Source organism: Litorisediminivivens sp. KMU-197 (assembly GCF_056858395.1).
In genome coordinates, this window is the sequence record NZ_JBXEQG010000004.1 from 97,813 (window position 1) to 121,350 (window position 23,538).

At 66.3% G+C, this 23,538-nt stretch carries 23 protein-coding genes and 2 tRNA genes; 15 read left to right on the forward strand and 10 right to left on the reverse strand.

Annotation, left to right across the window (positions count from 1 at the left end; genetic code table 11):
• Positions 1-29 precede the first annotated feature (29 nt).
• From AC04PT_RS10535 to AC04PT_RS10565, 7 genes are all read left to right on the forward strand, one after another.
• Positions 30-1,316, forward strand: a complete 1,287-nt coding sequence (locus tag AC04PT_RS10535; RefSeq protein WP_482873643.1) for a homoserine dehydrogenase — start codon at positions 30-32, stop codon at positions 1,314-1,316.
• A 355-nt stretch (positions 1,317-1,671) separates the two neighbouring features.
• A complete protein-coding gene (gene glpX / locus AC04PT_RS10540) occupies positions 1,672-2,634 on the forward strand; it encodes a class II fructose-bisphosphatase (protein WP_482873644.1) in 963 nt (320 codons plus the stop codon).
• Positions 2,634-3,194 (forward strand): cysteine hydrolase family protein, encoded by a 561-nt coding sequence (locus AC04PT_RS10545; protein ID WP_482873645.1) that lies wholly within the window; start codon positions 2,634-2,636, stop codon positions 3,192-3,194. The genes glpX and AC04PT_RS10545 overlap by 1 nt, the downstream gene beginning before the upstream one ends.
• Positions 3,191-4,939, forward strand: a complete 1,749-nt coding sequence (gene recJ, locus AC04PT_RS10550; protein WP_482873646.1) for a single-stranded-DNA-specific exonuclease RecJ — start codon at positions 3,191-3,193, stop codon at positions 4,937-4,939. Before AC04PT_RS10545 ends, recJ begins: the two co-directional genes overlap by 4 nt.
• 239 nt (positions 4,940-5,178) lie before the next feature.
• Positions 5,179-5,253: transfer RNA gene (locus AC04PT_RS10555), tRNA-Glu, on the forward strand.
• 269 nt (positions 5,254-5,522) lie between these two features.
• Entirely contained in the window at positions 5,523-5,684 is a 162-nt protein-coding gene (locus tag AC04PT_RS10560; RefSeq protein ID WP_482873647.1) for a hypothetical protein, read from the forward strand.
• Between the two features lie 85 nt (positions 5,685-5,769).
• Positions 5,770-5,843 (forward strand) — tRNA-Gly (locus AC04PT_RS10565).
• A gap of 139 nt (positions 5,844-5,982) precedes the next feature.
• Here the strand turns inward: AC04PT_RS10565 and glpK are convergent.
• The 3 genes from glpK to ybgC all read right to left on the reverse strand — a co-directional run bounded on the left by glpK (position 5,983) and on the right by ybgC (position 9,598).
• Positions 5,983-7,473 (reverse strand): glycerol kinase GlpK, encoded by a 1,491-nt coding sequence (glpK, locus tag AC04PT_RS10570; RefSeq protein WP_482873648.1) that lies wholly within the window; start codon positions 7,471-7,473, stop codon positions 5,983-5,985.
• Positions 7,474-7,630: 157 nt separating this feature from the next.
• Positions 7,631-9,157, reverse strand: a complete 1,527-nt coding sequence (locus AC04PT_RS10575; protein WP_482873649.1) for an ATP-dependent DNA helicase — start codon at positions 9,155-9,157, stop codon at positions 7,631-7,633.
• 42 nt (positions 9,158-9,199) lie between these two features.
• Positions 9,200-9,598, reverse strand: a complete 399-nt coding sequence (gene ybgC, locus AC04PT_RS10580; RefSeq protein ID WP_482873650.1) for a tol-pal system-associated acyl-CoA thioesterase — start codon at positions 9,596-9,598, stop codon at positions 9,200-9,202.
• A gap of 87 nt (positions 9,599-9,685) precedes the next feature.
• Here ybgC and AC04PT_RS10585 point away from each other — a divergent pair, with 87 nt between their 5' ends.
• The 3 genes from AC04PT_RS10585 to AC04PT_RS10595 all read left to right on the forward strand — a co-directional run bounded on the left by AC04PT_RS10585 (position 9,686) and on the right by AC04PT_RS10595 (position 11,804).
• Positions 9,686-10,489, forward strand: a complete 804-nt coding sequence (locus tag AC04PT_RS10585) for a glycosyltransferase (RefSeq protein WP_482873651.1) — start codon at positions 9,686-9,688, stop codon at positions 10,487-10,489.
• Between the two features lie 117 nt (positions 10,490-10,606).
• On the forward strand, positions 10,607-11,437 hold the full coding sequence (locus AC04PT_RS10590) for a glycosyltransferase (RefSeq protein WP_482873652.1): 831 nt from the start codon (positions 10,607-10,609) through the stop codon (positions 11,435-11,437).
• 118 nt (positions 11,438-11,555) lie between these two features.
• A complete protein-coding gene (locus AC04PT_RS10595) occupies positions 11,556-11,804 on the forward strand; it encodes a hypothetical protein (protein ID WP_482873653.1) in 249 nt (82 codons plus the stop codon).
• Positions 11,805-11,915: 111 nt separating this feature from the next.
• Here AC04PT_RS10595 and AC04PT_RS10600 read toward each other — a convergent pair whose 3' ends face one another.
• A complete protein-coding gene (locus tag AC04PT_RS10600) occupies positions 11,916-12,542 on the reverse strand; it encodes a hypothetical protein (RefSeq protein WP_482873654.1) in 627 nt (208 codons plus the stop codon).
• A gap of 115 nt (positions 12,543-12,657) precedes the next feature.
• Here AC04PT_RS10600 and AC04PT_RS10605 point away from each other — a divergent pair, with 115 nt between their 5' ends.
• Entirely contained in the window at positions 12,658-13,893 is a 1,236-nt protein-coding gene (locus AC04PT_RS10605) for an MFS transporter (RefSeq protein WP_482873655.1), read from the forward strand.
• 7 nt (positions 13,894-13,900) lie between these two features.
• Here the strand turns inward: AC04PT_RS10605 and AC04PT_RS10610 are convergent, their stop codons facing one another.
• The 5 genes from AC04PT_RS10610 to AC04PT_RS10630 all read right to left on the reverse strand — a co-directional run bounded on the left by AC04PT_RS10610 (position 13,901) and on the right by AC04PT_RS10630 (position 18,376).
• Positions 13,901-14,386, reverse strand: coding sequence for a LysM peptidoglycan-binding domain-containing protein (locus tag AC04PT_RS10610; RefSeq protein ID WP_482873656.1), 486 nt, complete (start codon positions 14,384-14,386; stop codon positions 13,901-13,903).
• A gap of 87 nt (positions 14,387-14,473) precedes the next feature.
• A complete protein-coding gene (locus AC04PT_RS10615; protein WP_482873657.1) occupies positions 14,474-15,133 on the reverse strand; it encodes an SOS response-associated peptidase in 660 nt (219 codons plus the stop codon).
• A gap of 4 nt (positions 15,134-15,137) precedes the next feature.
• Positions 15,138-16,334 (reverse strand): class I SAM-dependent methyltransferase, encoded by a 1,197-nt coding sequence (locus AC04PT_RS10620; RefSeq protein WP_482873658.1) that lies wholly within the window; start codon positions 16,332-16,334, stop codon positions 15,138-15,140.
• Between the two features lie 124 nt (positions 16,335-16,458).
• The gene (locus AC04PT_RS10625) at positions 16,459-16,764 is read right to left on the reverse strand and encodes a DnaJ family domain-containing protein (protein ID WP_482873659.1); all 306 of its coding nucleotides are present in this window, start codon (positions 16,762-16,764) and stop codon (positions 16,459-16,461) included.
• 55 nt (positions 16,765-16,819) lie between these two features.
• On the reverse strand, positions 16,820-18,376 hold the full coding sequence (locus AC04PT_RS10630) for a bifunctional metallophosphatase/5'-nucleotidase (RefSeq protein WP_482873660.1): 1,557 nt from the start codon (positions 18,374-18,376) through the stop codon (positions 16,820-16,822).
• 171 nt (positions 18,377-18,547) lie between these two features.
• On the opposite strand from AC04PT_RS10630, the gene AC04PT_RS10635 reads away from it, so the two are divergent.
• Positions 18,548-18,886: a DUF952 domain-containing protein gene (locus tag AC04PT_RS10635; RefSeq protein WP_482873661.1), complete on the forward strand. Its 339-nt coding sequence runs from the start codon at positions 18,548-18,550 to the stop codon at positions 18,884-18,886.
• Positions 18,883-19,941, forward strand: coding sequence for a quinone-dependent dihydroorotate dehydrogenase (locus AC04PT_RS10640; RefSeq protein ID WP_482873662.1), 1,059 nt, complete (start codon positions 18,883-18,885; stop codon positions 19,939-19,941). Before AC04PT_RS10635 ends, AC04PT_RS10640 begins: the two co-directional genes overlap by 4 nt.
• Before the next feature lie 386 nt (positions 19,942-20,327).
• Here the strand turns inward: AC04PT_RS10640 and AC04PT_RS10645 are convergent, their stop codons facing one another.
• Entirely contained in the window at positions 20,328-21,767 is a 1,440-nt protein-coding gene (locus AC04PT_RS10645) for a D-alanyl-D-alanine carboxypeptidase family protein (RefSeq protein WP_482873663.1), read from the reverse strand.
• A gap of 418 nt (positions 21,768-22,185) precedes the next feature.
• On the opposite strand from AC04PT_RS10645, the gene clpS reads away from it, so the two are divergent.
• Both clpS and AC04PT_RS10655 read left to right on the forward strand, forming a co-directional pair.
• The gene (gene clpS / locus AC04PT_RS10650; protein ID WP_482873975.1) at positions 22,186-22,518 is read left to right on the forward strand and encodes an ATP-dependent Clp protease adapter ClpS; all 333 of its coding nucleotides are present in this window, start codon (positions 22,186-22,188) and stop codon (positions 22,516-22,518) included.
• A gap of 24 nt (positions 22,519-22,542) precedes the next feature.
• Positions 22,543-23,517 (forward strand): class I SAM-dependent methyltransferase, encoded by a 975-nt coding sequence (locus AC04PT_RS10655; protein ID WP_482873664.1) that lies wholly within the window; start codon positions 22,543-22,545, stop codon positions 23,515-23,517.
• The last annotated feature ends 21 nt before the right edge of the window (positions 23,518-23,538 follow it).

Consider the following 23,538-nt stretch of genomic DNA (forward strand, 5'->3'; position numbering starts at 1 on the left):
ACATGCATCTGTTGCCGGAGGACCCGTCCATGACCACACCCTTGCGCCTCGGAATTGCCGGGCTCGGCACGGTCGGCACCGGCACCGTCCGCATCGTGCGGCAAAAGGCGCACCTGCTGGCGGCACGCGCGGGGCGCAAGATCGAGATCTCCGCGGTATCGGCCCGCACTCGCGACAAGGACCGCGGCGTGAACCTCAGCCATTACGACTGGGAGGACGATCCCGTCGCGCTGGCCACTCGCGACGATGTCGATGTCTTCGTCGAGCTGATGGGCGGCCCCGACGGCCCCGCCAAGGCCGCGACCGAGGCTGCGCTGAAGGCCGGCAAGGACGTGGTCACCGCCAACAAGGCGATGCTGGCGCTGCACGGTCAGGACCTCGCGCAGCTGGCCGAGGACAATGGCCGGGTGCTGCGGTTCGAGGCCGCTGTCGCGGGCGGCATCCCGGTGGTCAAGTCGCTGACCGAGGGCCTTGCCGGCAACGAGGTGACGCGCGTGCTGGGGGTGATGAACGGCACCTGCAACTACATCCTGACCCGGATGGAGAGCGCCGGCCTGCCCTATGACACGGTTTTCGACGAGGCCGACAAGCTGGGTTATCTCGAGGCCGACCCCGAGCTTGACGTGGGGGGCATCGACGCCGGCCACAAGCTGGCGATCTTGTCGGCCATCGCCTTCGGCACGCAGGTCAACTTCGGCGCGGTCGAACTGGAAGGCATCGGCCGCATCCTGATCGAGGACATCCGTGCCGCCGCCGACATGGGCTATCGCATCAAGCTTCTGGGCGTTGCCCAGATGACCGGACGCGGGCTTGAGCAGCGGATGTCGCCCTGTCTGGTGCCGGCGTCCTCGCCGCTGGGCCAGCTCGAGGGCGGCACCAACATGGTGGTGATCGAGGGCGACGCGGTGGAACAGGTGGTGTTGCGCGGCCCCGGCGCCGGCGAAGGCCCGACTGCCAGCGCGGTGATGGGCGACGTGATGGACATCGCGCGTGGCCTGCGGGTGTCGACCTTCGGCCAGCCGGCCAGCACGCTGACCGAAGCCACGCCCGCCCAAAGCGCGACGCCCGCGCCCTATTACCTGCGCATGACGCTGCAGGACAAACCGGGTGCGCTGGCCAAGGTGGCCACCGTGCTGGGGGCTTCGGGCGTGTCGATCGACCGGATGCGCCAGTATGGCCATGCCGACGAGGCCGCGCCGGTGCTGATCGTGACCCACAAGACCCAGCGCGCCGCGCTGAACGAGGCGATGGAGGCGATCGCCGAAACCGGCGTGGTGCTGGGCGATCCGGTAGCGCTGCGGATCGAAAGCGTCTGACACCCGGTGCCCTACCTTTCGGCTGCCTGAGATGACCCGGTCCCGTGGGTCCAGCCTGGGGCGGAACATGGCCGCAATTTCTTCGCCGTGCCTGCGCACGTCGACCGGCTGGGGGGCTTTGCCCCCCAGACCCCCCAGAGTTTACGAGCAAGATGAAGACCAGGCGTTCGCTTCTCCTTCATCTTGCCGGAAAGATACTCCGAGGAGGCAGCGCCCCCTTTCGCAACGCCCGCCCGGACGCCCTTCGGGCCGCATACGACCCTACCCGGCGGATTGTTAGCGCCGCTAGCCCCTTGCGGCCCCGTCCCCCCGCAAGGTAGTCAACAGGCAACCGTCTTGCACAAAGGATTTCCCCATGGCCCCCACCGATTTCAATGACCGCATGCTCTCGCTCGGCCTCGCACGGGTGGCGGAACAGGCGGCCATCGCCTCGGCCCAGCTGATCGGTCGCGGAGACGAGAAGGCTGCTGACCAGGCCGCCGTCAACGCCATGCGCGACCAGCTCAACCAGCTCGACATCCAGGGCACCGTGGTGATCGGTGAGGGTGAACGCGACGAGGCGCCGATGCTCTATATCGGAGAAGAGGTGGGCAGCGGCACCGGACCCGAGGTCGACATCGCGCTCGACCCGCTGGAGGGCACCACGCTGACCGCCAAGGACATGCCCAACGCACTGACCGTGATCGCCATGGGCCCGCGCGGCTCGATGCTGCACGCGCCCGACGTCTACATGGAGAAACTGGCCATCGGGCCGGGTTTCAAGCCGGGCGTCGTGACACTGACCATGTCGCCGTCCGAGCGGGTGTCGGCACTGGCCGCCGCCAAGGGCTGCTCGACCCGCGACATCACCGTCTGCGTGCTGGAACGCCCGCGCCACGAGGACATGATCGAGGAGTTGCGCGCCACCGGCTGCGCCATCCGGCTGATCACCGACGGCGACGTTGCCGGCGTGATGCATTGCGCCGAACCCGAGCTGACCGGCATCGACATGTACATGGGATCGGGCGGCGCCCCCGAAGGCGTGCTGGCCGCCGCCGCGCTGAAATGCATGGGCGGACAGATTTTCGGCAAGCTGCTGTTCCGCAACGATGACGAGAAGGGCCGCGCCAAATCCGCCGGCATCACCAACTTCGACCGGGTCTACACCCGCGACGACATGGTCACCGCAGACGTGATTTTCGCCGCCACCGGCGTCACCTCGGGCTCGCTCCTGCCGGGGCTGAAGCGCACACCCGGCTGGACCACCGCCGAGACCCTGCTGATGCGGTCGAAGACCGGATCGGTGCGGCGCATGATCTATCGCCACCCGGAGGAGTGATGGCGGACACCGCGCTGGTGACAATCGACTTCCAGATGGGCTTTCGCGATCCGGTCTGGGGGGCGCGCAACAATCCCGATGCCGAAGACCGGGCGCTTGCCCTGCTGGACCGCGCGCGCGACCGCGGCTGGCCGGTGCATTGCGTGCGGCATCTGAGTGTCGAGGACGGCAGCCCCCTCAGCGGCGAAGGCACCGGGTTCCTGCCGGGGTTCGCCCCCCGCGACGGTGAGACCCAGCACGAGAAATCGGTGAACTCCGCCTTCATCGGCACCGAACTGGAGGTCACGCTGCGCGGGCAAGGCGCGCGTCACCTGGTAATCTGCGGTCTGACCACGCCGCATTGCGTCTCGACCACCTCCCGGATGGCCGCCAATCTCGGCTTCCGGGTGACGCTGGCGCATGACGCCTGCGCGGCCTTTGCAGGCAATGCCGATACCGGCTGGTCGCCGGGGCTGCCGCATCCCTCTGCCGAGGACATCCACTCCATGGCTGTTTCGCACCTGCACGGCGAATTCGTCACCGCGCGCAGCGTTTCGGACATCCTCGGAGCCCGGACATGAGCGCCTTTCTCGGCGTCGACGCCTCATTGACCGGGCGCCGCTGGATCGGGCCGGGGCTCGAGGTCGAGCGACAGGCCGACATGATCGCGCAGGCGACCGCCCTGCCCCGCGCGCTGGCGCTGGTGCTGGCGCGGCGCGGCGTCGCGGTCGACGAGGCCGAGGGCTTCCTCGCCCCCACCCTGCGCGACCTGCTGCCCGATCCGCGCAGCCTGCGCGACATGGAGACAGCCGCCGCCCGGCTAGTGCGGGCGCTGGACCGGCGCGAGCGGATTGCGGTTTTTGCCGATTACGACGTCGACGGCGGCGCCTCGGCGGCGCTGCTGATCGACTGGCTCCGGCACTTCGGACGCGAGGCGACGCTCTACATCCCCGACCGCATCGACGAAGGCTATGGCCCCAATGAACCGGCCATGGCGGCACTTGCCAAGGACCATGACCTGATCCTCTGCGTCGATTGCGGCACGCTTTCGCATGGCCCCATTGCGGCGGCGACGGGCGCTGACGTGGTGGTGCTGGATCATCACCTGGGCGGTGAGACGCTGCCCGACGCGCTGGCCGTGGTGAACCCCAATCGCCAGGACGAAGACGGCGCACTTGGGCACCTCTGTGCCGCCGGCGTGGTGTTCCTTGCGCTGGTCGAAGCCGGCCGGCAGCTGCGCGAGGCCGGCAAGCGCGGCCCCGACCTGATGGCCCTGCTCGACCTTGTGGCGCTGGCGACAGTGGCCGACGTGGCGCCACTGACCGGGGTGAACCGCGCACTGGTGCGCCAGGGGCTGGCGGTGATGTCGCGCCGCCAACGCCCCGGGCTGGTGGCGCTGGCAGATGTGGCACGGCTGGATTGTGCCCCCGCCGCCTATCACCTGGGCTACGTGCTTGGCCCGCGCGTCAACGCCGGCGGCCGCATCGGCGCGGCGGACCTTGGCGCCCGGCTGCTGTGCTGCGGCAATGACCACGAGGCCCGCGCCATGGCCGAGCGGCTCGACCAGCTGAACGGCGAACGTCGCGAGATCGAGGCCGCGGTCCGCGCTGCCGCGCTCGACCAGGCCGAGGGGCGCGGTCTCGACGCGCCGCTGGTCTGGGCCGCCGGTGAGGGCTGGCACCCGGGCGTGGTGGGCATCGTCGCCTCGCGCCTGAAGGAACTGACCAACCGCCCCGCCGTGGTGATCGGCTTCGACGGCGATGATGGCAAGGGCTCGGGCCGGTCGGTGGCCGGGGTCGACCTCGGCGCCGCGATCCAGAAGTTGGCCGCCGAGGGGCTGATCCAGAAGGGCGGCGGCCACAAGATGGCGGCGGGCCTCAGCCTGAGCCGCGCGCAGCTGGAGCCTGCAATGGAACGGCTGAGCGCATTGCTGGCCCGGCAGGGTGCCGGACAGGCCGGCCCGGTAGACCTGCGCCTTGACGGGGCGCTGATGCCCGGCGCTGCCACCCCCGACCTTGTGACGCGGCTCGAGACCGCCGGCCCCTATGGGGCCTCGGCCGCCGGTCCACGCTTTGCCTTCCCCGACATGGCGATCCGTTTCGCCAAGCGGGCGGGCGACAGCCACCTGCGGCTGAGCTTCACCGACGGCGTCGTGCCCCCCCTCGACGCCATCGCCTTCGGCGCCTACGACGGACCCTTGGGCGCGGTCCTTGAAAACCATGGCGGCGCGCGCTTCCATCTCGCCGGCAAGCTCGACATCAACACCTGGGGCGGTCGGCAAAAGGTACAGTTGCGCCTCGACGATGCAGCCCGCGCCGAAGGCTGAGGCACCCCGTCCCTGCAGGGCCCGGCCCCCGTCGCGCCCTCCGGTGGCCGACATACACTAGCGCCGACAGAATTTTCCTTACCGATCAACCGCTTGCCAGACAGATCGCCATTCGGGTGGATTTTTTCGACCGTGCAGCGATTTTTTGAATTTTCCCCTTGCGCATATCCGTCGGTTTTCTTAGAACCCGCCTCACGCCGCAGGGTTGGAGACGATCCGCCCCCGCAGCGACCCAGAGTGGCCCGTTCGTCTATCGGTTAGGACGCCAGGTTTTCAACCTGGAAAGAGGGGTTCGATTCCCCTACGGGCTGCCACTTCTTCCTGAACACCCCACGATTTTGACCCTTCGCGCCAAGGGCGTCTCCCGACATCTGCGCCATGGATCTGTCATACTGTGTGTCGGTCTCTGCCGACGGCACCAATGCCGCGCGGTACTTCGCTGGTCGTCATGCGGCGCGGTCCGTCACCGGGAACAACCGGGCGGAGGAACGGTTTTCCTCATGACACGATGGTTCAGGTGCCGACGTCGTGCACATCGGTCCGACACGCCCCTGAACCCGTCACCGGATCAAGGAGGCCCGAAATGGTCGAATATGAAAAGCTACGCACTGCCCGCCGAACCCTCGAGGAACTGCGCCGGGAACTGGCATGCGAATTGCAGGATCGCGACGGCAAGTCGCCGGTCTGCCAGGACCTACACCACCGGGTGAGCAAAGCCCTCGCCGCGCTGCAACCCACCGCCTGAGAAATCCCGGCCCTCAGGGAACCGGAGTCTCGGCAAATCGCGCTTGACCCCCAAAACCCCATGTCCTAACACCGGCAACGAGCGGGCGGGCGTTGTGTAATGGTAAGACCTCAGCCTTCCAAGCTGATGATACGGGTTCGATTCCCGTCGCCCGCTCCATCTCATCCCTGAAGTACTCGTCGTCAGTGCGCGCCCCCTGCGGTCACGCGCACCCGTGCCCCGGACCTGATCCGGGGCCTCTTGGGTGGCGCTTACGTGGAGGTCCCGGACCAAGTGCGGGACCGGGTTGCCCGCAGCCTCAGGACGCGTAGCCGATGGTGGCCTCGACCGCCTTGCGCCAGCACGCGTATTGCGCGTCGCGCCGGTCCGCCTCCATGTCCGGCTCATACCGTGCATCCGCCTGCCACCCGGCGGCGAACTCTTCCATCCCCGGCAGGAGACCCGCCTTGTGGCCCGCCAGCCAGGCCGCGCCCATCGCCGTTGTCTCAAGCTGGGCCGGGCGTTCGACCGGCGCGTCGATGATATCGGCGAGAAACTGCATCGCGTAGTCCGATGCGCTCATGCCACCATCGACGCGCAGCGCGGTGTTGCTGTCGCCGGACCAATCCGCCGTCATCGCCTGCAACAAGTCCCGTGTCTGAAAGCCGACGCTCTGCAACGCCGCGCGGGCGAATTCTGCCGGACCCGAGGCGCGGGTCAGGCCGAAGATCGCGCCCCGGCACTCGGCGTTCCAATAGGGCGCGCCGAGCCCGGTAAAGGCTGGCACCAGCACCACCTGCTGCTGCGGATCGGCCTTTTCCGCAAGCCCCTGCGTCTCACCGGCCGAGCCGATGATCTTCAACCCGTCGCGCAGCCATTGCACCACGGCGCCGGCGATGAAGATCGACCCTTCCAGCGCATAGGTCGGTTTTCCGTCAAGCTGGTAGGCGATCGTCGTCAGCAGGCGGTTTTCCGACCGGACCGGAGTATCCCCGGTGTTAAGGAGCGCGAAGCACCCCGTGCCGTAGGTCGATTTCAACATGCCCGGCTTGAAGCACGCCTGCCCCACGGTCGCCGCTTGCTGATCGCCCGCGATGCCTAGGATCGGGATCGACGCGCCCAGCAGTTCCGCCTCGGTCGCGCCGAAATCGGCGGCACAGTCGCGCACCTCGGGCAGCATCTCCATCGGGATGCCCAGCTTGTCGCAGATGGTGGCCGACCAGCGCCCCTTGCGGATGTCATAGAGCATGGTGCGCGCCGCGTTAGTGGCGTCGGTCAGGTGCTGTTTGCCGCCGGTCAGCTTCCACACCAGCCAGGTATCGACGGTGCCGAAGACCAGTTCGCCCGCCTCGGCACGCGCCCGGACGCCGTCGACGTTGTCGAGGATCCACTTGAGCTTGGTGCCCGAGAAATAAGGATCGAGCAGCAGCCCGGTGCGGTCGGTGACCACTTCCTCGAAGCCCTCTTCCTTCAGCGATTTGCACAGCGCCGAGGTGCGTCGGTCCTGCCAGACGATGGCCTTGTAGACCGGCTCGCCCGTCTTGCGATCCCAGACCAGCGTCGTCTCGCGCTGGTTGGTGATGCCGATGGCGGCGATGTCCCCGGCCGCGACCCCGGCTTTCTGCAGCACCGCACGGCAGGTCGCCACGGTGGTGTTCCACAGGTCCTCGGCCGCGTGTTCGACCCAGCCGCTGTCGGGGAAGTGCTGTTCGAATTCCTCCTGCGCCGAGGCGACGATAGTCAGCGTCTCGTCGAACACGATGGCCCGTGTCGAGGTGGTGCCCTGATCGATTGCAAGTATGTGGGTCATGCGCCTGTCTCCCCTCTCGGTCGCGGTTTCGGGCGATCCTAACCGTGCCGGCGGCGAATGTGCAGAGGCAAAGTTACCGTTAACACGCAGGGTCATCAGGCAGGCGATGCCCGTCCCGGCGCCCGCGCCGGAACCTCCTGACCGGGCGCATCCCGGACTAGCCCTCTTCGACCTCCAGCGTCAGCGCCTGTTGCGGCACCGGCAGGTCGTCTATGCGCAGCTCGTAGGTCGGCCGCGCCAGCCGGTTGCGGACCACCCAGATCAGCCGCTCCTGCGCACGGGTGATCGCCACATAGGCCAGCCGCTTCCACAGCGGCTGCCCGGCCTCGACCCGGCCCATCCGCGCGGCGACGAAAAGGTCCGGCGCGAACACCTGTACCGCGTCCCACTGGCTTCCCTGTGCCTTGTGGATCGTGACCGCCGCGCCATGCAGGAACGTCGCGCCCATGCGGGCGGCGAAAGGGATGAAGGGCTCTTCCTCGTCGGGCTTCTCGATCTTGACGATCGAGGCGGCCGAAACGCGCGGGTCTTCCGCCCCCATCACGTGCAGGCGCGAGAACCCGGGCTTGCGTCCCTCGCCCAGATAGATCACCTGCGCGCCCTTGATCAGACCCCGCGCCTCAAGGTCCAGCCGCTTCTTGCGGTGCTTCAGGGGCAGTTCGATGCCGTCGCAGATCAGCGGCTCGCCCTCCAGCAGCCGGTCGTCGGGGGCGTCGTGCACCTTGCGGAAGGCGTTGATCAGACGGATGCGCGTCGCATTGCGCCAGACCAGCACAGGCGAGCGCGCCATCAGGTCAACCTCGACCCGCTGGCCCCAGACCACGCGGTCATCAGTGCGGGCCTTGTCCTCCACCATCTGCTCGAAGTCATGGAATTCGAGGCTTGGATCGGCCAGCGCATGGGCCAGATCGAGGATCGGGTTGTCGGCCTCCTGCCGGTGGATGCGGTTGAGGTGCATCACCTGCCCCTCGTCCAGCTTCTCGAACACCATAGTGCCGGACTGGTTCACCGGCGCCAGCTGCGCCGGATCGCCGAACATCAAGAGCGTCGGAAAGATCTCGCGCAGGTCCTCAAACTGCTTGTCGTCGAGCATCGAGGCTTCGTCGACGAAGCCGATGTCCAGTTCCTCGTCGCGGCGTTTCCAGCCGGTGATGAAGTCCGATCCGCGCAGCCCTGCCGCCGCCAGCGCGCCGGGAATGGAATTGTTCGACTGATAAAAGGCATGCGCCCGGTCCAGCGCCGCCTCGGTCAGCCCCTCGATCTGGGGCCGCTCGCCCTTGTCCGCCAGCCATTCGGCGATACGCTCATACTCGGGGTCGTAGACCGGGGTATAGAGGATGCGGTGGATCGTGGTCGCCGGCACGCCCCGCATGCGCAGCACGCTGGCCGCCTTGTTGGTGGGGGCGAGGATCGCAAGCGTGCGCCGGTCCTTGCGGCGCTTGCCCTCCCAATCGCCCGACACCACGTCGACGCCCGCGTCCTTCAGCGCCTTGTATAGCTCCGCCAGCAGCAGCGTCTTGCCCGACCCGGCCTTGCCGGTCACCGCCATCACGCCGGAACGGCCGTCGCGCGGGGGTTTCAGCACGCCGTCCTCGACATCGACGCCGACACCCCGGAGGGCCTCGGTCACACGGTCATAGGCATCGGCCTGATCTTCGGAAAATGTCAGCGCGGGCAGAGTCATGGGCGGACATTACTGCCCCGCCCCGGCAGGCGCCAGCGCCGATCAGCCCGCGCCCAACGCCCGCTTGCGGATCTCCTGCGGCAACCGCAGGGCCTGCCCCTCCGGACCCAGCACCACCACCGTCACTGAGGCCTCGAACAGCCTGTCTTCATCGCGCCACACCACCTGACGCAGCACCATCCGCGCGCCGGTGACCTGTTCGGGGCAGGTCTCGACGCGCAGCGTCTCGCCGTAACGGGCGGGGCGCAGGTAGTCGCAGACCATCCGGCGCACCACGAAGGCCACGCCGTCGCGGTCCTTCATCGCCCGCTGGTCGATGCCCAGCGATTCGACCCATTCGCTGCGCGCGCGTTCGATGAACTTCAGGAAATTGGCGTGATAGACGATGCCCGCCATGTCGGTGTCCTCGTAATAGACGCGGCAGGTGAAGTCGTGGCTCATCAAGGGTTCCTTCAGGGGTTGTCGCTACCCAGTCAAACCAGCAACCGGAACGGCGCGCAAGCAGCCCTGCCACAGCAGAGACCGCCGATGCAGATGATCTATCAGATGCGCTATTCCTTCTTCGGCACCTCAGGGTGGAAATCGGCGGCGGCGTGGGACAAGGCGCAACTCTTCGACGCGGCCCGTCTGAAGACGCGGCATTACTTCCTCGAAAAGCTCGCCCTGCGGTCCTTGGCCGACCAGAGCGACCGCGATTTCGCCCTTGTCGTGCTGACCTCCGACGACCTGCCCCGGCCCCACTTGACCCGCCTCTGCGAGACCTGTGGCGACCTCCTGGGCGACCGGGCGCAGGTGATTGGACGCCCGCCGCACAAGGCCGGCTACTGGTTCGTCCGTCACCTGAGGCAGCACCACACCGCCCGGCCCTGGACCGCGCAGATCGTGCTCGACGACGATGACGCCCTCGCCGTGGATTTCACCACCCGCCTGCGCGCCGAGGCCGCCGCCGCCCGTGACCTGCGCGGACCGGGCGAAGCCTACAGCATCGTGTCGCATGCGCGCGGCCTCACCGCGCTGATGCTGGACGGCACCCTGTCGCTGCGCCATCGCAACAGCCCGGGCACCAACCTCGGCCTGGCGCTCGTGGCGCCCACCGGCACCAACCGCAACCCCTTCAACTTCGCGCACAAGCAGATGCTGGACCGCCGCCCGGTGCGGGTGATCCATTCCCGCACCCCGGCCTATCGGCGCGCCGTGCACGATGCCAACGACAGCCGCGCGCAATACGGCGACCGGATCGTCAGGCCCGACCAGATGGCGGCTGTGCACACGGCCTTTCCACTGCTGCATGACCTCATGACGGACTGGCCGCTAACCGCGCCACACGGCTGAGCGACGACGATTCCGCAACAGCGCCGCCGCCAATCGGCCCGGCCTCCGTCCTCTGCTTGGCCGCCACGCGCCCGATCGCTACACTTTTGCCAAAAGTTGAAGCGTGAGGCGCGAGCAATGCACATGATCTACGAGATGCGGTATTCCTACTTCGGCCAGTCCGGCTGGAGATCGGCGGCCTCGTCCGACAAGGCGCAGCTTTTTGATGACGCACGCCTCGACAGTCGCCACTACTTCCTCGAAAGGATCGCCCTGCGGTCGCTGGCCGATCAGACGGATACCGACTTTGCGCTGATCGTGCTGACCGCTCAGGATTTGCCCGCGCACCATGCCAACCGTCTGCGGCAGGTCTGCGGCGATGTGCTGGGCGACCGGGCGCATGTGATCTTCGAGCCGCCCGCCAGTGCCGGCGACTGCTTCCAGAGATACCGCAAGCGGACCTTCGCCCGCGATCCCTGGACCTGCCAGATCGTGCTGGACGACGACGATGCGGTTTCCGCCGATTTCACCGCCCGGCTCCGCGCCGAGGCGTTGGCGGCCAAGAAGCTCCGCGCCCCCGGCGAGGAATATTGCTTTCTGTCCCATGCCCGGGGCATCTCGGCGGTGTTCCGCGACGGGCAGATGTCGCTGCGCCACCGGCTGAACGCGGCCACCAACCTCGGGCTGGCATGTGTCGCGCCGACGGCCAGCCGCCGCCAGCCCTTCGGCATCGCCCATAAGAAGATCCTCGAACGCCGCCCCTGCCGGGTGATCTATTCGCGCCAGCCGGCCTATATCCGTGCTGTGCACGACAGCAACGACAGCCGGGCGCAATTTTCCGAAGACATCGTGCAGGCGGCCGAAATGGATAAGATGCACACCGCCTTTCCCCTGCTGAAAGACCTGATAGCCGACTGGCCCCTTGCCGACAGGCAAACCGTTGCGACAGGCGCGCAACAGGTGGCCTAGGGCGCTTCGAATTCCCGCCGAGACCCCCGCAGGCGCGGACGTTGAAACTATTTACCGCCCCGTTACGTAACTCCCCCATGACCGACGCCACGGTCATTTTTTAAAAAGGGAGTAGACTATGAAATATTTCGTTCTTGCACTCGGCATCATGGCCGTCGCGGGCCCCGCGCTTGCCTTGCATGAAGGCGGCAATCCCCCGGGACAGGTCGCAAAAAACAACCCCGACGACATCGGCGACCGCAATGGCAACGGTCAAGCCAACGGCGGCGACTATTCGCCCGGCTATTCCGCCAGCGTCGGAGACGACCGCAACCTCGACGGCCGGACCAACGGCAAAGACTATGCGCCGGGCCAGCACGACGACTAGGTAACAGCATGCCAGCGGCGCCTCACGGGGCGCCGCACCCGTGTCGGCACGCGCCGCCCTGGAAACTGTTAACCAATTGTAAATACGAAATGTTTCGCGCGCGAAACAAATCTACTGCGCCATACCGACCCGGGCCGCAAGCCGCAGGGCATGGGTCCCGTCCTGCGATGACGCCGGCATGACCGGGTCATAGGCGGCCCGGATCACCGCGCCCACTTCCGGCCTCAGCACGGTCTTGTCGCCCACGATCGCCAGCGGAGAGGTCGTGGCGAAGGCGGCCTCGGCCCAGAGCAGCATGACGTGCACCACCTGTCCCAGCGCGAGGTCCTCCGCCGCCATCGCGCCCAGGGCCTCGTCCATGCGCAGGAACACGAAACAGGCCTTGATCGCGCCTGCCTCGTCGAAGCGGAACACCCGGTACTGGTTCGCCTCAGCCGCCTTGAGCCGGGTCACCAGCGGGCCGAGATCGGGCACCAGCTTGTCGAGGTCGGGCACCTCGGTCAGCTCATCCCAGTCGCGGAAGAAGAAGAACATGCAGTTCGAGCCGAGTTCCGGGTCGGTCTCGGCCATCTGATGCCCGGCCATGGCCACCACCGCTTCGAGCGCGCCCTTGATCACCGGCAGCGTGCCCTCGGTCACGCCAAAGACGATGGGCGCGATGGGCCGTCCCCAGCGGGCGAAATGATAGGACCCGTCGGCACGGGTGAACAGCGGTTCGATGTCTTGGGCACTCAGCATGGCCTCTGGTAACACCCCGGGACGGCGGAATAAACCACTGCTGTGCACCGGCGCACGGTGACTGTGCGCACGCAGACCTCTCGACCGGATCCCGGTTCCAGCGTATGGATACCAGATGGTAGGTTCCGTTCCTCTCTCCCAGGCGCGCGCGCTGCCGCTGTGGCGCCGCCCGATCACGCTGCTGTTCGTCATGGCAATGGCGATGCCGATTGCCTTTGCCACATGGTCGGCACTCCTGAACAATTTCGTCATCGAGGTCGCGGGTTTCGACGGATCGGACATCGGCTGGCTGCACACGGTGCGCGAGGTTCCGGGCTTTCTGGCGGTGGGCGTGATCGCCTTGCTGGTCTTCCTGCACGAGCAGGTGCTGGGGCTGGTTGCATTGCTGCTTCTCGGAATGGCAACGGCGCTGACCGCCTTCTATCCGTCCCTGGCGGGGATCCTGACGATCACCATGCTGTCGTCTATCGGCTTCCATTATTTCGAGACGGTCAACCAGTCGCTGCAACTGCAATGGCTGCCCAAGGCACAGGCGCCAAGGCTGCTGGGCCTGCTGCTGGCCGCCGGATCGGCAGCGACGCTGGTGGCTTACAGCGCCATCGTCATCACGTGGGAGGCACTGGGGCTTACCTATACCCATGTCTACATGATCGCAGGCGGGATCACCGCCGCTTTGGCCGTGTTCTGCATGGCGGCCTACCCCCGGTTCGAGGCCCCCGATCCGCAGATCAAGGCGGTGGTTCTGCGGCGGCGTTACTGGCTGTACTACGCGCTGCAATTCCTCAGCGGGGCGCGGCGACAGATCTTCGTGGTCTTCGCCGGCTTCATGCTGGTCGAGCGCTTCGGCTTCGAGGTCCACGAGGTCACGTCGCTGTTCCTGATCACGCTGGTCGCCAACATCCTGTTCGCGCCGCTGATGGGCCACGCAGTGGGCCGCTTCGGGGAACGTGCGGTACTGACCTTCGAATACGCCGGGCTGGCCGGCGTGTTTCTGGCCTATGGCGGCATCTATGTGTTCGGGTGGGGTGTGACGCTGGCGGCGGCGCTCTATGTGATCGACCATCTGTTTTTCGGGCTTGCGCTGGCGCTGAAGACCTATTTCCAGAAGATCGCCGATCCCCGCGACATCGCCCCCACCGCCGCCGTGGCCTTTACCATCAACCACATCGCCGCGGTCTTTTTGCCGGCGCTGCTGGGCTATCTCTGGCTGATTTCGCCGGCGGCGGTCTTCATGGGCGCGGCGGGCATCGCCGGTGGCTCGCTCTTGCTGGCGCTGCTGATTCCGCGCCACCCCGAGCCGGGGCGCGAAACCGTGTTCAGCGGCTTCGCGGTGGCGGCCCCGGCGGAATAGGCCGAGGTCAGTCGTTGCGCGGAATACGCAGCTCTTGCCCCACGAAGATCAGGTTCGGGTTGGCGATGGTGTTCTGGTTGGCCTCGAAGATCGGCTGGAAGTTGCTGTTGCCGTATTGATCCTGCGCGATCTTGGTCAGCGTGTCGCCGGGCTGCACGGTGTAGGGCACCCAGCGGTTGTAGCCCGGCAGGATCTTCGGACCGAAGAGCACCGGGATCACCACCGAGGGCCCATTTTCATTGCCGGTGTCGTCCGACAGCGTCAGGAACAGCCGGCTGAGCTGAAAGGCGTTGGTGCCGGGGATGTCGATGAAGCCCTGAAACTGGCGCAGGCCCAGCGATCCGACCTGGGTGAAGGAGGAGAATTCGTCGTGGCCCTCCGACACGGTGATGCTGAGCGTTCCCTCGAACGCGGCGGCATTGCCCGCAATGAGGATTTTCGAATCGACAAGGTCGAACGGCTGCGGCTGCTGGATATCAAGCGTAATGGACATGGCGAATACTCTCTGAAGATGAAAACGCCGCCATGATAGCGCTTTTCGCGCGAGTCGGTCAGTCCGGATTTCCGCCAGTCGCCGCGCCTATACCGGCTCGATCAGGTCCGCGCCGCGCGCCTTGTTCGAATTCACCTTCGGATCGACCCGGTGAAACCGCAGCACGTCATTGTCTGCCGCCGTCATCAGCGCCGCCGCGCCCTTGCCGTCCTCGCCCAGCCAGAGCGGCCAGTCCTCGGGCTCGAGGATCACTGGCATTCGGTGATGGATCGCCGACATCGCGTCATTGGCAGCGGTGGTGACGATGGCGCAGGTGCGAAACGCGTCGTCGCCGCGCGCCCAGTCCTGCCAGATGCCGGCAAAGGCGATCGGCGCCTCGTCACTGCGCCGGATGTACCACGGCAGGCGCATGCCCTCGGCGTCCTTGGTCCATTCGTAAAACCCGCTGGCCGGCACGATGCAGCGCCGCTCTCGGCACGCGGCGCGGAAGGCGGGTTTCTCGGCGATGGTCTCGGCGCGGGCATTGATCAGAAGCGGGCCGTCGGTCGGCGTCTTGTACCAATGCGGCAGGAAGCCCCAGCGCATCGGCGCCAGCAGGCGACGGTCATCCCCGGCGCGGACGGTGGCGACCTGGGTGGTCGGGCAGACGTTGAAATTCGGCACCTCCGGCAAATCGTTGGCCGGGATGGCATCAAAGAGCTGCGCCATGGCGTCAGGTGGAAGGGTGACCGCGAAACGTCCGCACATGCTCCTAGCGTAGAAGGCCGGAGTAGAGAAGCAAGCCCCAGCCGGTCAGCGGCGTCGCCGCGCGGGTCCAAAGGCGGGTGAACTTGTCCTGCGCCAGCCCCCTTGCCTGCGCGATCTCGGACAGGGTGCGGCGACCGTCGATCCCCGCAAGCAGCGGCGCGGCATCGCGCGGCAGCCGCAGTTCGATGCGCTCACCGCCCTTCTTCACCGGCACCGGGCGGCCGTCCGAGACGGCCTTGGCAAGTGCCGCCGGAGCGACGCCGATCAGATGCGGCACGAGGTCGGGGCAGCCGCCATCGGCAATCCGGTTCTCGCCCGCGTCATCGGCCACCGCATAGGCCACGTGCAGCCGCATGGCGCCGCAGAGCTTCTCGGCCTGCGCCATGCGGGCGACCGGGTCCATGCCGTCGGGCACCGGGGCGAAGCGAGACGGATCGTAATATGCCGGCGTGGTGAAGGAAGCGAGCGTCCATCCGGTGCGTTGCAGCGTCGCCACTAGAGCGGTGACGTCATAGGCGCGGTCCTGCCCATGAAGCAGCAGGTCGTAGAACCCGGCGTCCGAGACCTGATGGTCGGTCAGGTGCGGGTTGCGTTTGAACGAATGGCCCTCGGGCAGCTTGGCATAGGCCGCCTTCGCCGCCTTCAGCCGCTTCTTCGGCGGCAGGTCGGCAAAGAGCGCGCCGAAGGCCTCTTGCAGCGGGTAGACACCGGAGCGGCCATGGGGCGCATAGACCATGAAGCCCATGCCGCCGCCGGGGGCCAGCGCGGCACGGAGCGCGCGAAAGCCTTCGTCCGGGTCCGGCAGGTGGTGCAGCACGCCGCAGCAGTCGATGTAGTCGAACCGGCCGTATTGGGCCGCATCGAGCAGGCTGCCGGTGTGGAAGGTGATGCCTTTGAGGCCCCGCACCTGCGCCCGTTTTTCGGCGATGGCACGGGCGGATTCGGAGAGATCAACATAGGTGATCTGGTAGGTCCGTTTCGCAGCGGTCAGGTAGTGGGCCAGCTGGATCAACCCGTCGCCGGTGCCGCCCCCGGCCACCAGTACCCGCAGGGGCTGTGACCAGTCGCGCCGTCCGGCGAAAAGGAAATGATCCAGTTCCACCGGGTGCGAAGGCGAGCCGGTGATCAGTCGTTTGCGTTCGTCCTCGGGGTCGCGTTCGGGATAGGGATAGGCCTCGTAATGTTCTCTGACGCTGACCATGGGGACCTCGGCTCTGTTCGGATCGGGTTTGCCGGGAGGTTCGCAGCGATGCAAGGCAATTGCCGCGGCGCGGTGGAAAATCTGTCGACGGATTTTGCAAATCTCTTCGAAGAGATTTTCAGCGCTACCTGTAAGCCTGGCGTGCCATGGCGATCTTGGCTTCCATCAGCGACATTTCCTTCAGGATATCGCGCCGCCGCGTGCGGTCGCCGGTCTCGCGCAGCTCTGCGCGCAGGCGGGACAATTCGCGCGACAGGCTGACGAACTCCGGCACCCCGCCGTTTTCCCGGACCAGCCGGTTGAGCAGCGCGTTCTCGGGATCGTCCTCGTGCGGGAGCGGCTTGCCGGCGCCGGGCAGGTTGTCGAACTCGCCGCGCAACTCGGCCTCGCGGATGCGGGCATCGATCAGGTCGATCAGCGGATGGTCCATGCGCCGGGCCCCCGAAGGTTGCAAGGGCGGCGACCTAAGACGCCGCCCCGATGGGTCATTTCACGGTGATACGACCGTCAGTGTAGGGCTTGAACGCGCCCTGTGCGGCCAGATATTCCGCCGTCACGTCGGCCAGATCGGGGCCGTAGTCATAGGCGTTGGCCGCGTCGGTGAACATCTTGTAGCCGTCGCCGCCGTTGCGGACGTAGTTGTTGGACACCACGCCATAGGTCTTTTCCATGTCGATGGGTTCACCACCCACCATCACGTCCGAGACCCGTTCGCCCGCCGGTTTCGAGGCGTCGAAGGCAAAGCTCATCCCCGCCACCTGCGGGAAACGGCCGCCGCCGTCCTCAACCTGGCTGACGCCGTTTTCCAGCGCCTCGACGATGGTGGCGCCGCTGACCTGGAAGGTGGACAGCGTGTTCTGGAACGGCAGCACGGTCAGCACCTCGCCCATGGTCACTTCGCCCGCGTCGATCGAGGCGCGGATGCCGCCGCCGTTGGCGATGGCGACCTCGATGCCCTGGTCCTTGACCCGGTCGAGCATGGCGTCGGCCACAAGGTTGCCCATCGGGCATTCCATCGCGCGGCAGACCGAGCGGTCGCCTTCGATGGCCTCGGCGGTTTCAGCCACCACCTTGTTACGGATCTCGTCCAGCGGCTTGGCGGCCTCGGCAATGCGCGCCACGGTCTCTTCGTCCTCGGTGACATTGCCGTCCATGATCAGCGGCGCGCCCTTGGCCTCGGTGATGACGCCGTCATCATCGAAGGTCACGTTCAGCTCGCCCAGGAACTTGCCGTAGGCATAGGCCTGTACGATCGCGGTGTCGCCGACCATGGTGGGATAGGCGCCCGCCGCGCCTTCCATGTCGCCCAGAAGCGTGTTGGAGTGGCCGCCGACGATGACATCGACGCCGGTGGTGTTCTCGGCCACCTGCTTGTCGACGTTGTAGCCCGAGTGGCTGAGCACGATGATCTTGTTCACGCCCTCTTCGGTCAGTTTGTCGACCTCGGCCTGCACGGCGCCCGCGGGCTCGGTGAAGATCACGTTCGGGCCGGGGCTGGCCAGTTCGTCGGTGTCCTGTGGCGTCAGGCCGATCAGGCCGATCTTTTCGCCGCCCTGCTCGATCACCGTCGATTTCTGGATCACGTCGGCCAGCAGCGGCTCGCCTGAGACATCGGCGTTGGACATCAGCACCGGGAAGTCCACCGCGTCCATGAAGCCGCGCAGCACTTCGGGCCCGTCGTCGAATTCGTGGTTGCCGACGGTCATCGCGTCATAGCCCACCTTGTTCATCATCTCGGCGGCCAGCTTGCCCTTGTAGTAGGTATAGAACAGCGTGCCCTGGAACTGATCGCCGCCGTCAACGAGGATCGAATTGTTCGACCGGCTGCGGGCTTCGTTGATGGCAGTCACCAGACGCGCCGAGCCGCCGAAGCATTCGCCGGCGGCATTGTCCTCGGAGGAACAGCCGCTGTCGTATTTGCTGATCGGTTCGAATCGGGCGTGGAAATCGTTGGTGTGCAGGATGGTCAGGGAGTACTCGGCACTCGCGACCCCCGCGCTCAGGGCAAGGGCGGCGGCGCTCGTCATCAGGCGAACAGACATAGGTGTAACCTCTCCGTTGTTTTATGACGCGATGCTGCAACGGGACCGGGGGGTTGTCAAAGACTTGCGTCGGGCCCTGCCGTCGCGTCCGTCGTCAAATTGGGCCCGTGCCGTGACAGGCGCATGACAGAGCCCCTTGACCGGAGGACTGTGGCGCGGGATAGGACGGCCATGCTGATCTACAAGATATTCCGCGCCGACGAATGGGCCGCCCTGCAGCGTGACGGGGCAACCCCAGGCGCGCCCGTCGACGTCGCCGATGGCTACGTGCATTTTTCGACCGCGGCGCAGGTGCGCGAGACCGCGGCGAAACATTTCGCCGGCGAGGACGGGCTGGTTCTGCTCGGCCTCGACCCGGACATGCTGGGCGACGACCTGAAGTGGGAACCGTCGCGCGGCGGCGCGCTGTTTCCGCACCTGTACCGGGAGTTGCGTCGGGCGGATGTGCTGTGGGATCGGGCGTTGCCCCTGACGGAAACCGGCCACGCCTTTCCGGAGGACATGGCGTGAAGCTGATCGAGCGGCTGGGGCTGACAGCGCTTTATCGCGTCGATCCCGAAGCGGCGCACGGGCTGGCGATTCGCGCCTTACAGATAGGGGTGACGCCTGCGCCCGGTGCTATCACCTCCGAGCGGCTGCGGGTGCGGCTGGCGGGGCTGGACCTGCCCAACCCGGTGGGGCTTGCGGCCGGGTTCGACAAGAACGCGACCGCGCTGACGGGCCTGTCGCGGGCGGGTTTCGGGTTTCTCGAGGTCGGCGCGGCGACGCCCCTGCCCCAGCCCGGCAACCTCAGGCCCCGGCTGTTCCGCCTGACCGAGGACCGGGCGGCCATCAACCGCTTCGGTTTCAACAACGACGGGATGGAAGCCATCGGCGCACGGTTGGCAGAGCGCCCGCAGGGCGTGGTGACCGGGTTGAACCTAGGCGCCAACAAGACGTCACAGGATCGCGCGGCGGATTTCGCGCAGGTGCTGCGCCATTGCGGGCCGCACGTGGATTTCGTCACCGTCAACGTAAGTTCGCCCAACACCGAAAAGCTGCGCGACCTGCAGGGGCGCGAGGCGCTGATGGCGCTGTTGGAGGGGGTCATGGCGGCCCGCGCCGAGCTTGCGCGGCGGGTGCCGGTGTTCCTGAAGATCGCGCCGGATTTGGACGATGCGGCGTTGTCGGAAATCGCCGAGGTTGCGCTGGCGGCCAGATTGGACGCGATCGTCGCCACCAATACCACGCTCTCGCGGGACGGGCTTGTCTCTGCGCATCGCGGCGAACAGGGCGGGCTGTCCGGGGCGCCGCTTTTCGACCGCTCCACGAGGGTCCTGGCGCGGCTTTACGATCTGACGGGCGGGGGCATCCCGTTGGTGGGGGTCGGCGGGATCGGCTCGGCGGAACAGGCATACGCCAAGATCCGCGCGGGGGCGACCGCGGTGCAGCTGTATACGGCGCTGGTATTTGGCGGGCTGTCGCTGGTGGAGGACATCGCGCGCGGGCTGGAAACCCTGCTGCGAGAGGATGGGTTTGCCACGGTTGCCGAGGCTGTCGGGACGGACGTCAAGAGATGGCTGTAACGCTCTGAATTTGTGGTGATCCGTCAGAGGGGCAATCAGCCCGTCGGGTGGGTCTGTGGATGATTCAGGGGATACAATTGCGGCGCGGCGCGGATTTGACCGTGTGTTTCGGCGGTTTGCTTTGCTGACTTTTTTAGACCCTTTCGCAGGGACAGGAAGATCTTCGAAAAGTTCGATATAGACATGAAATCGAGCAATATATGCCGCTTAACGCGCCCCAATGGTTCTATATTTGATATCAAGGATCGTCCTGCCTAGCACCCTCGCAAGCGCGGAGACCGACAGGTTGTTTACCTTATGAACCGAGGCCGCTAAGCCTCTGCTACAGCGTACGAATTCATGGTTATCCACATGACTTGGCCTTGCCTGTGGCCCCTTTCAGGCGGTCAGGACGGTCCGATCATGAAGCATGATATGTTCCGGGCCTGCAGACGGCGGCAGGCGAGGTCAGCGGTTTCGCGGGTCAGTCCCATGAAGTTCGCATCGAAACCGTTCGACCGCTTGTTGACCTTGCGCAGCGCTCCGTCGAGTGTCGACATCTCGGTCAGGGCGGTTTTCAGCAACACCTTTTCAGCTGCGAAATGGGAGCCATAGCGGCCGATGTTGATGCCCCAATGGCGGCCACCCGAGGTCGAGACGCGGGTGATGATTTCCTGAACCTGCTCGCGGACGATCGGATCGGCGGCGGCGGGCTTGACGGCAGAGGCACTGGCCAGAACCAAATCGGTGGGGCGTGCCGCGGGGCGGATGGCCGGCGTCGCCGGGTTGTTGCCGGTATAGAGCGACGCCTTGGCGATCTTTTCGGCGGTGGCTTCGGCTGCGGCCTCGGTGACGGTTTCTTCCATCGCGGCGACGACGATGGCCTCTGGGATCTTGATGGTGGGCGCGGGGCGCTGTTTCGGACGGATGCTGCTGTTGACCGCGAGCTTGACCGCCGCGCCGGTGGCCACCGTCGAGGCAATCGCCACGTCCGAGCCGCCGGAGATCAGGCCCTTGTTGCCGAGGTAACGTGGCTTGGCCGGACGCGACAGCGCCACGCGGGTTGGTGCGCGCTGGAATCCGAGGTCAAGCAGTTCCGCCACGCGGGCGTTGCGGGTGGTGGTTGACCGGCCGCCGAACACGGTGGCGATCACCCGCTCCCGGCCGCGCTCGGCCGAGGCCACGAGGTTAAAGCCGGCGGCGCGTGTATAACCTGTCTTGATGCCGTCGGCACCGGTATAGCTGCTCAGCAGGCGGCGGTTGGTGTGGTTCACCTGGCGCACGCCGGCATCGGCCGACTGACGCGAGAACAGGTTGTAGTACATCGGAAAATCATAGATCACGTGACGCCCGAGAACGGTCATGTCACGCGCGGTGCTGAGGTGACCGCTTTCGGTCAGCCCATGCGCATTCTTGAAGGTGGTCCGGCTCATCCCCATCAGTTGCGCGGTGCGGTTCATGCGGCGGGCAAAGGCGGCCTCGGATCCTGAGATCGCCTCGCCGATGGCGGTGGCGGCGTCGTTGGCGGATTTCACCGCCGCCGCGCGCACAAGGTAGCGCAGCTTGATCTTTTGTCCGGACCGCAGGCCCAGCTTCGAGGGCGGCTCGGACGCGGCCTTGGGCGAGATGGTGACCAGAGTATCCATCGAGATCTCGCCGTTCTGGACCGCTTCGAAAGCGACATAGAGCGTCATCATCTTGGTGAGCGAGGCCGGATGCAGCCGGGTGTTGGCGTTTTCGGAATGCAGCACCTTGCCGGACCTGGCGTCCATCACCATCGCCGCGTAGGGGGCGGCCGCCACGCTGAGCGGAAGCACCACGCACAGCCAGAGGATTGCAAGAACCATTACGCCCAGGCGGGCGGACTCCACGTTCCGGACCTTCACGATACACACTGCCTTCTGCCTCGTGCCGCCAGTATTCTGGTCGGCTTATTATTAAGATCACGCTACCATATCAGCTTCGCGCGTCAAACCCTTAACCACACTAGATATTTCATCTTTCTGCCTAACGGGCGGCCCATATGTTGCGACCGAAAAAAGGGGCGACGCAATAGAGGGGATTGTGTCAGCTTTGTGGCGCCTTTGTGGCTGATTGTGACGCGCCTTCGGCGGTCCTGCCGCGCGGTGAGTCCATGTCGGGAAACGCGTGTGATGCGACGACTTGCTCTTTTCTCAATTCGCTCCGACGTTATATAGAAGGTCCGGATAGACCGATGACCCTATTGGACGCGACACGCAGACCATGACCGAGACGATCTTTCAGATGGCCCGCCCGCCGGTGTCGCAGGACAAGGACGGCGACAGTGATGTCGGCGTCGAGGTCAAGACGCGTCCGAAGACAAAGCGACCTCCGTTGTACAAGGTGTTGTTGCTGAACGACGATTACACGCCGATGGAATTCGTTGTGCATGTGCTTGAGCGGTTCTTTGGCATGAACCACGCGCAGGCCTTCGAGATCATGCTGACGGTGCACAAGAAGGGCCTCGCGGTGGTCGGCGTGTTCAGCCACGAGATCGCCGAGACCAAGGTCGCGCAGGTGATGGATTTCGCCCGCCGGCACCAGCATCCGCTGCAATGCACCATGGAAAAGGAATAGACGCGGGGTCCGCGTCGTTCGTTCATGGCATCCTCACGATTATCCCTTGCGCTGGCCGAAGCCGGCCTGCCCGAGACCGGGCGGGTGGCGGTGTTCGGCCCGACGAGCGAGACCGACCTGAGCGCCCTGCCCCGCGAGCGCTGGCAGGTGGTGAGCCGCGACGCGGTGGTGCATGGGGCCTTGCAGGGATTTGACTGCCGCACCGAGGCCGAGGGGCCGCTGGCCGCGGCGGTGGTGATCGTGCCGCGAGCCAAGGCGCTGGCGCGGGCATTGGTGGCCGAGGCGGTGGCGGCATGCCCGGAGGGGCTGATCGTTGTCGATGGGCAGAAGACCGACGGGGTGGACCCGTTGTTCAAGGCATGCCGGGCACGGGTCGATGTTCTTGGACAGATGACCAAGGCGCATGGCCGCGCGTTCTGGTTTCAGGCGGCGCGGGAATTCGACGACTGGCAGGCCGCGCCGCTGGACGCGGACGGGTTTCGCACCCTGCCCGGCGTGTTCTCGGCCGATGGGGTCGATCCCGGATCCGCCCTGCTGGCCAAAGCATTGCCGAAGGGACTTGGCCGGTACGTCGCCGATCTGGGTGCCGGCTGGGGGTATCTGGCCGCGACGGTGCTGCAGGATGAGCGCGTCAAGGAGTTGCACCTGGTCGAAGCAGACGCCGCCGCGCTGGACTGCGCGAAGGTTAATGTGGCCGACCCACGCGCCCGGTTTCACTGGGCCGATGTCACCCGGTGGCAGGCTCCGGTGCAGTTCGACACGGTGATCATGAACCCGCCCTTCCATCAGGGCCGCAAGGGCGCGCCCGACCTGGGGCTGGCGTTCATTGCCACGGCAACGCGGATCCTGAAGCCCTCGGGTCGGCTGGTGCTTGTCGCCAACCGCCATCTGCCCTATGAGGCCGCGCTTCAGGCCGGTTTCGCGGCTGTCGAGGAACTGGCCGGCGACAATCGGTTCAAGATCCTGACGGGCCAGAGACCCACTCGCGGCAAGCGGTGAGCCTCGCTAGGCTGGCGTTCA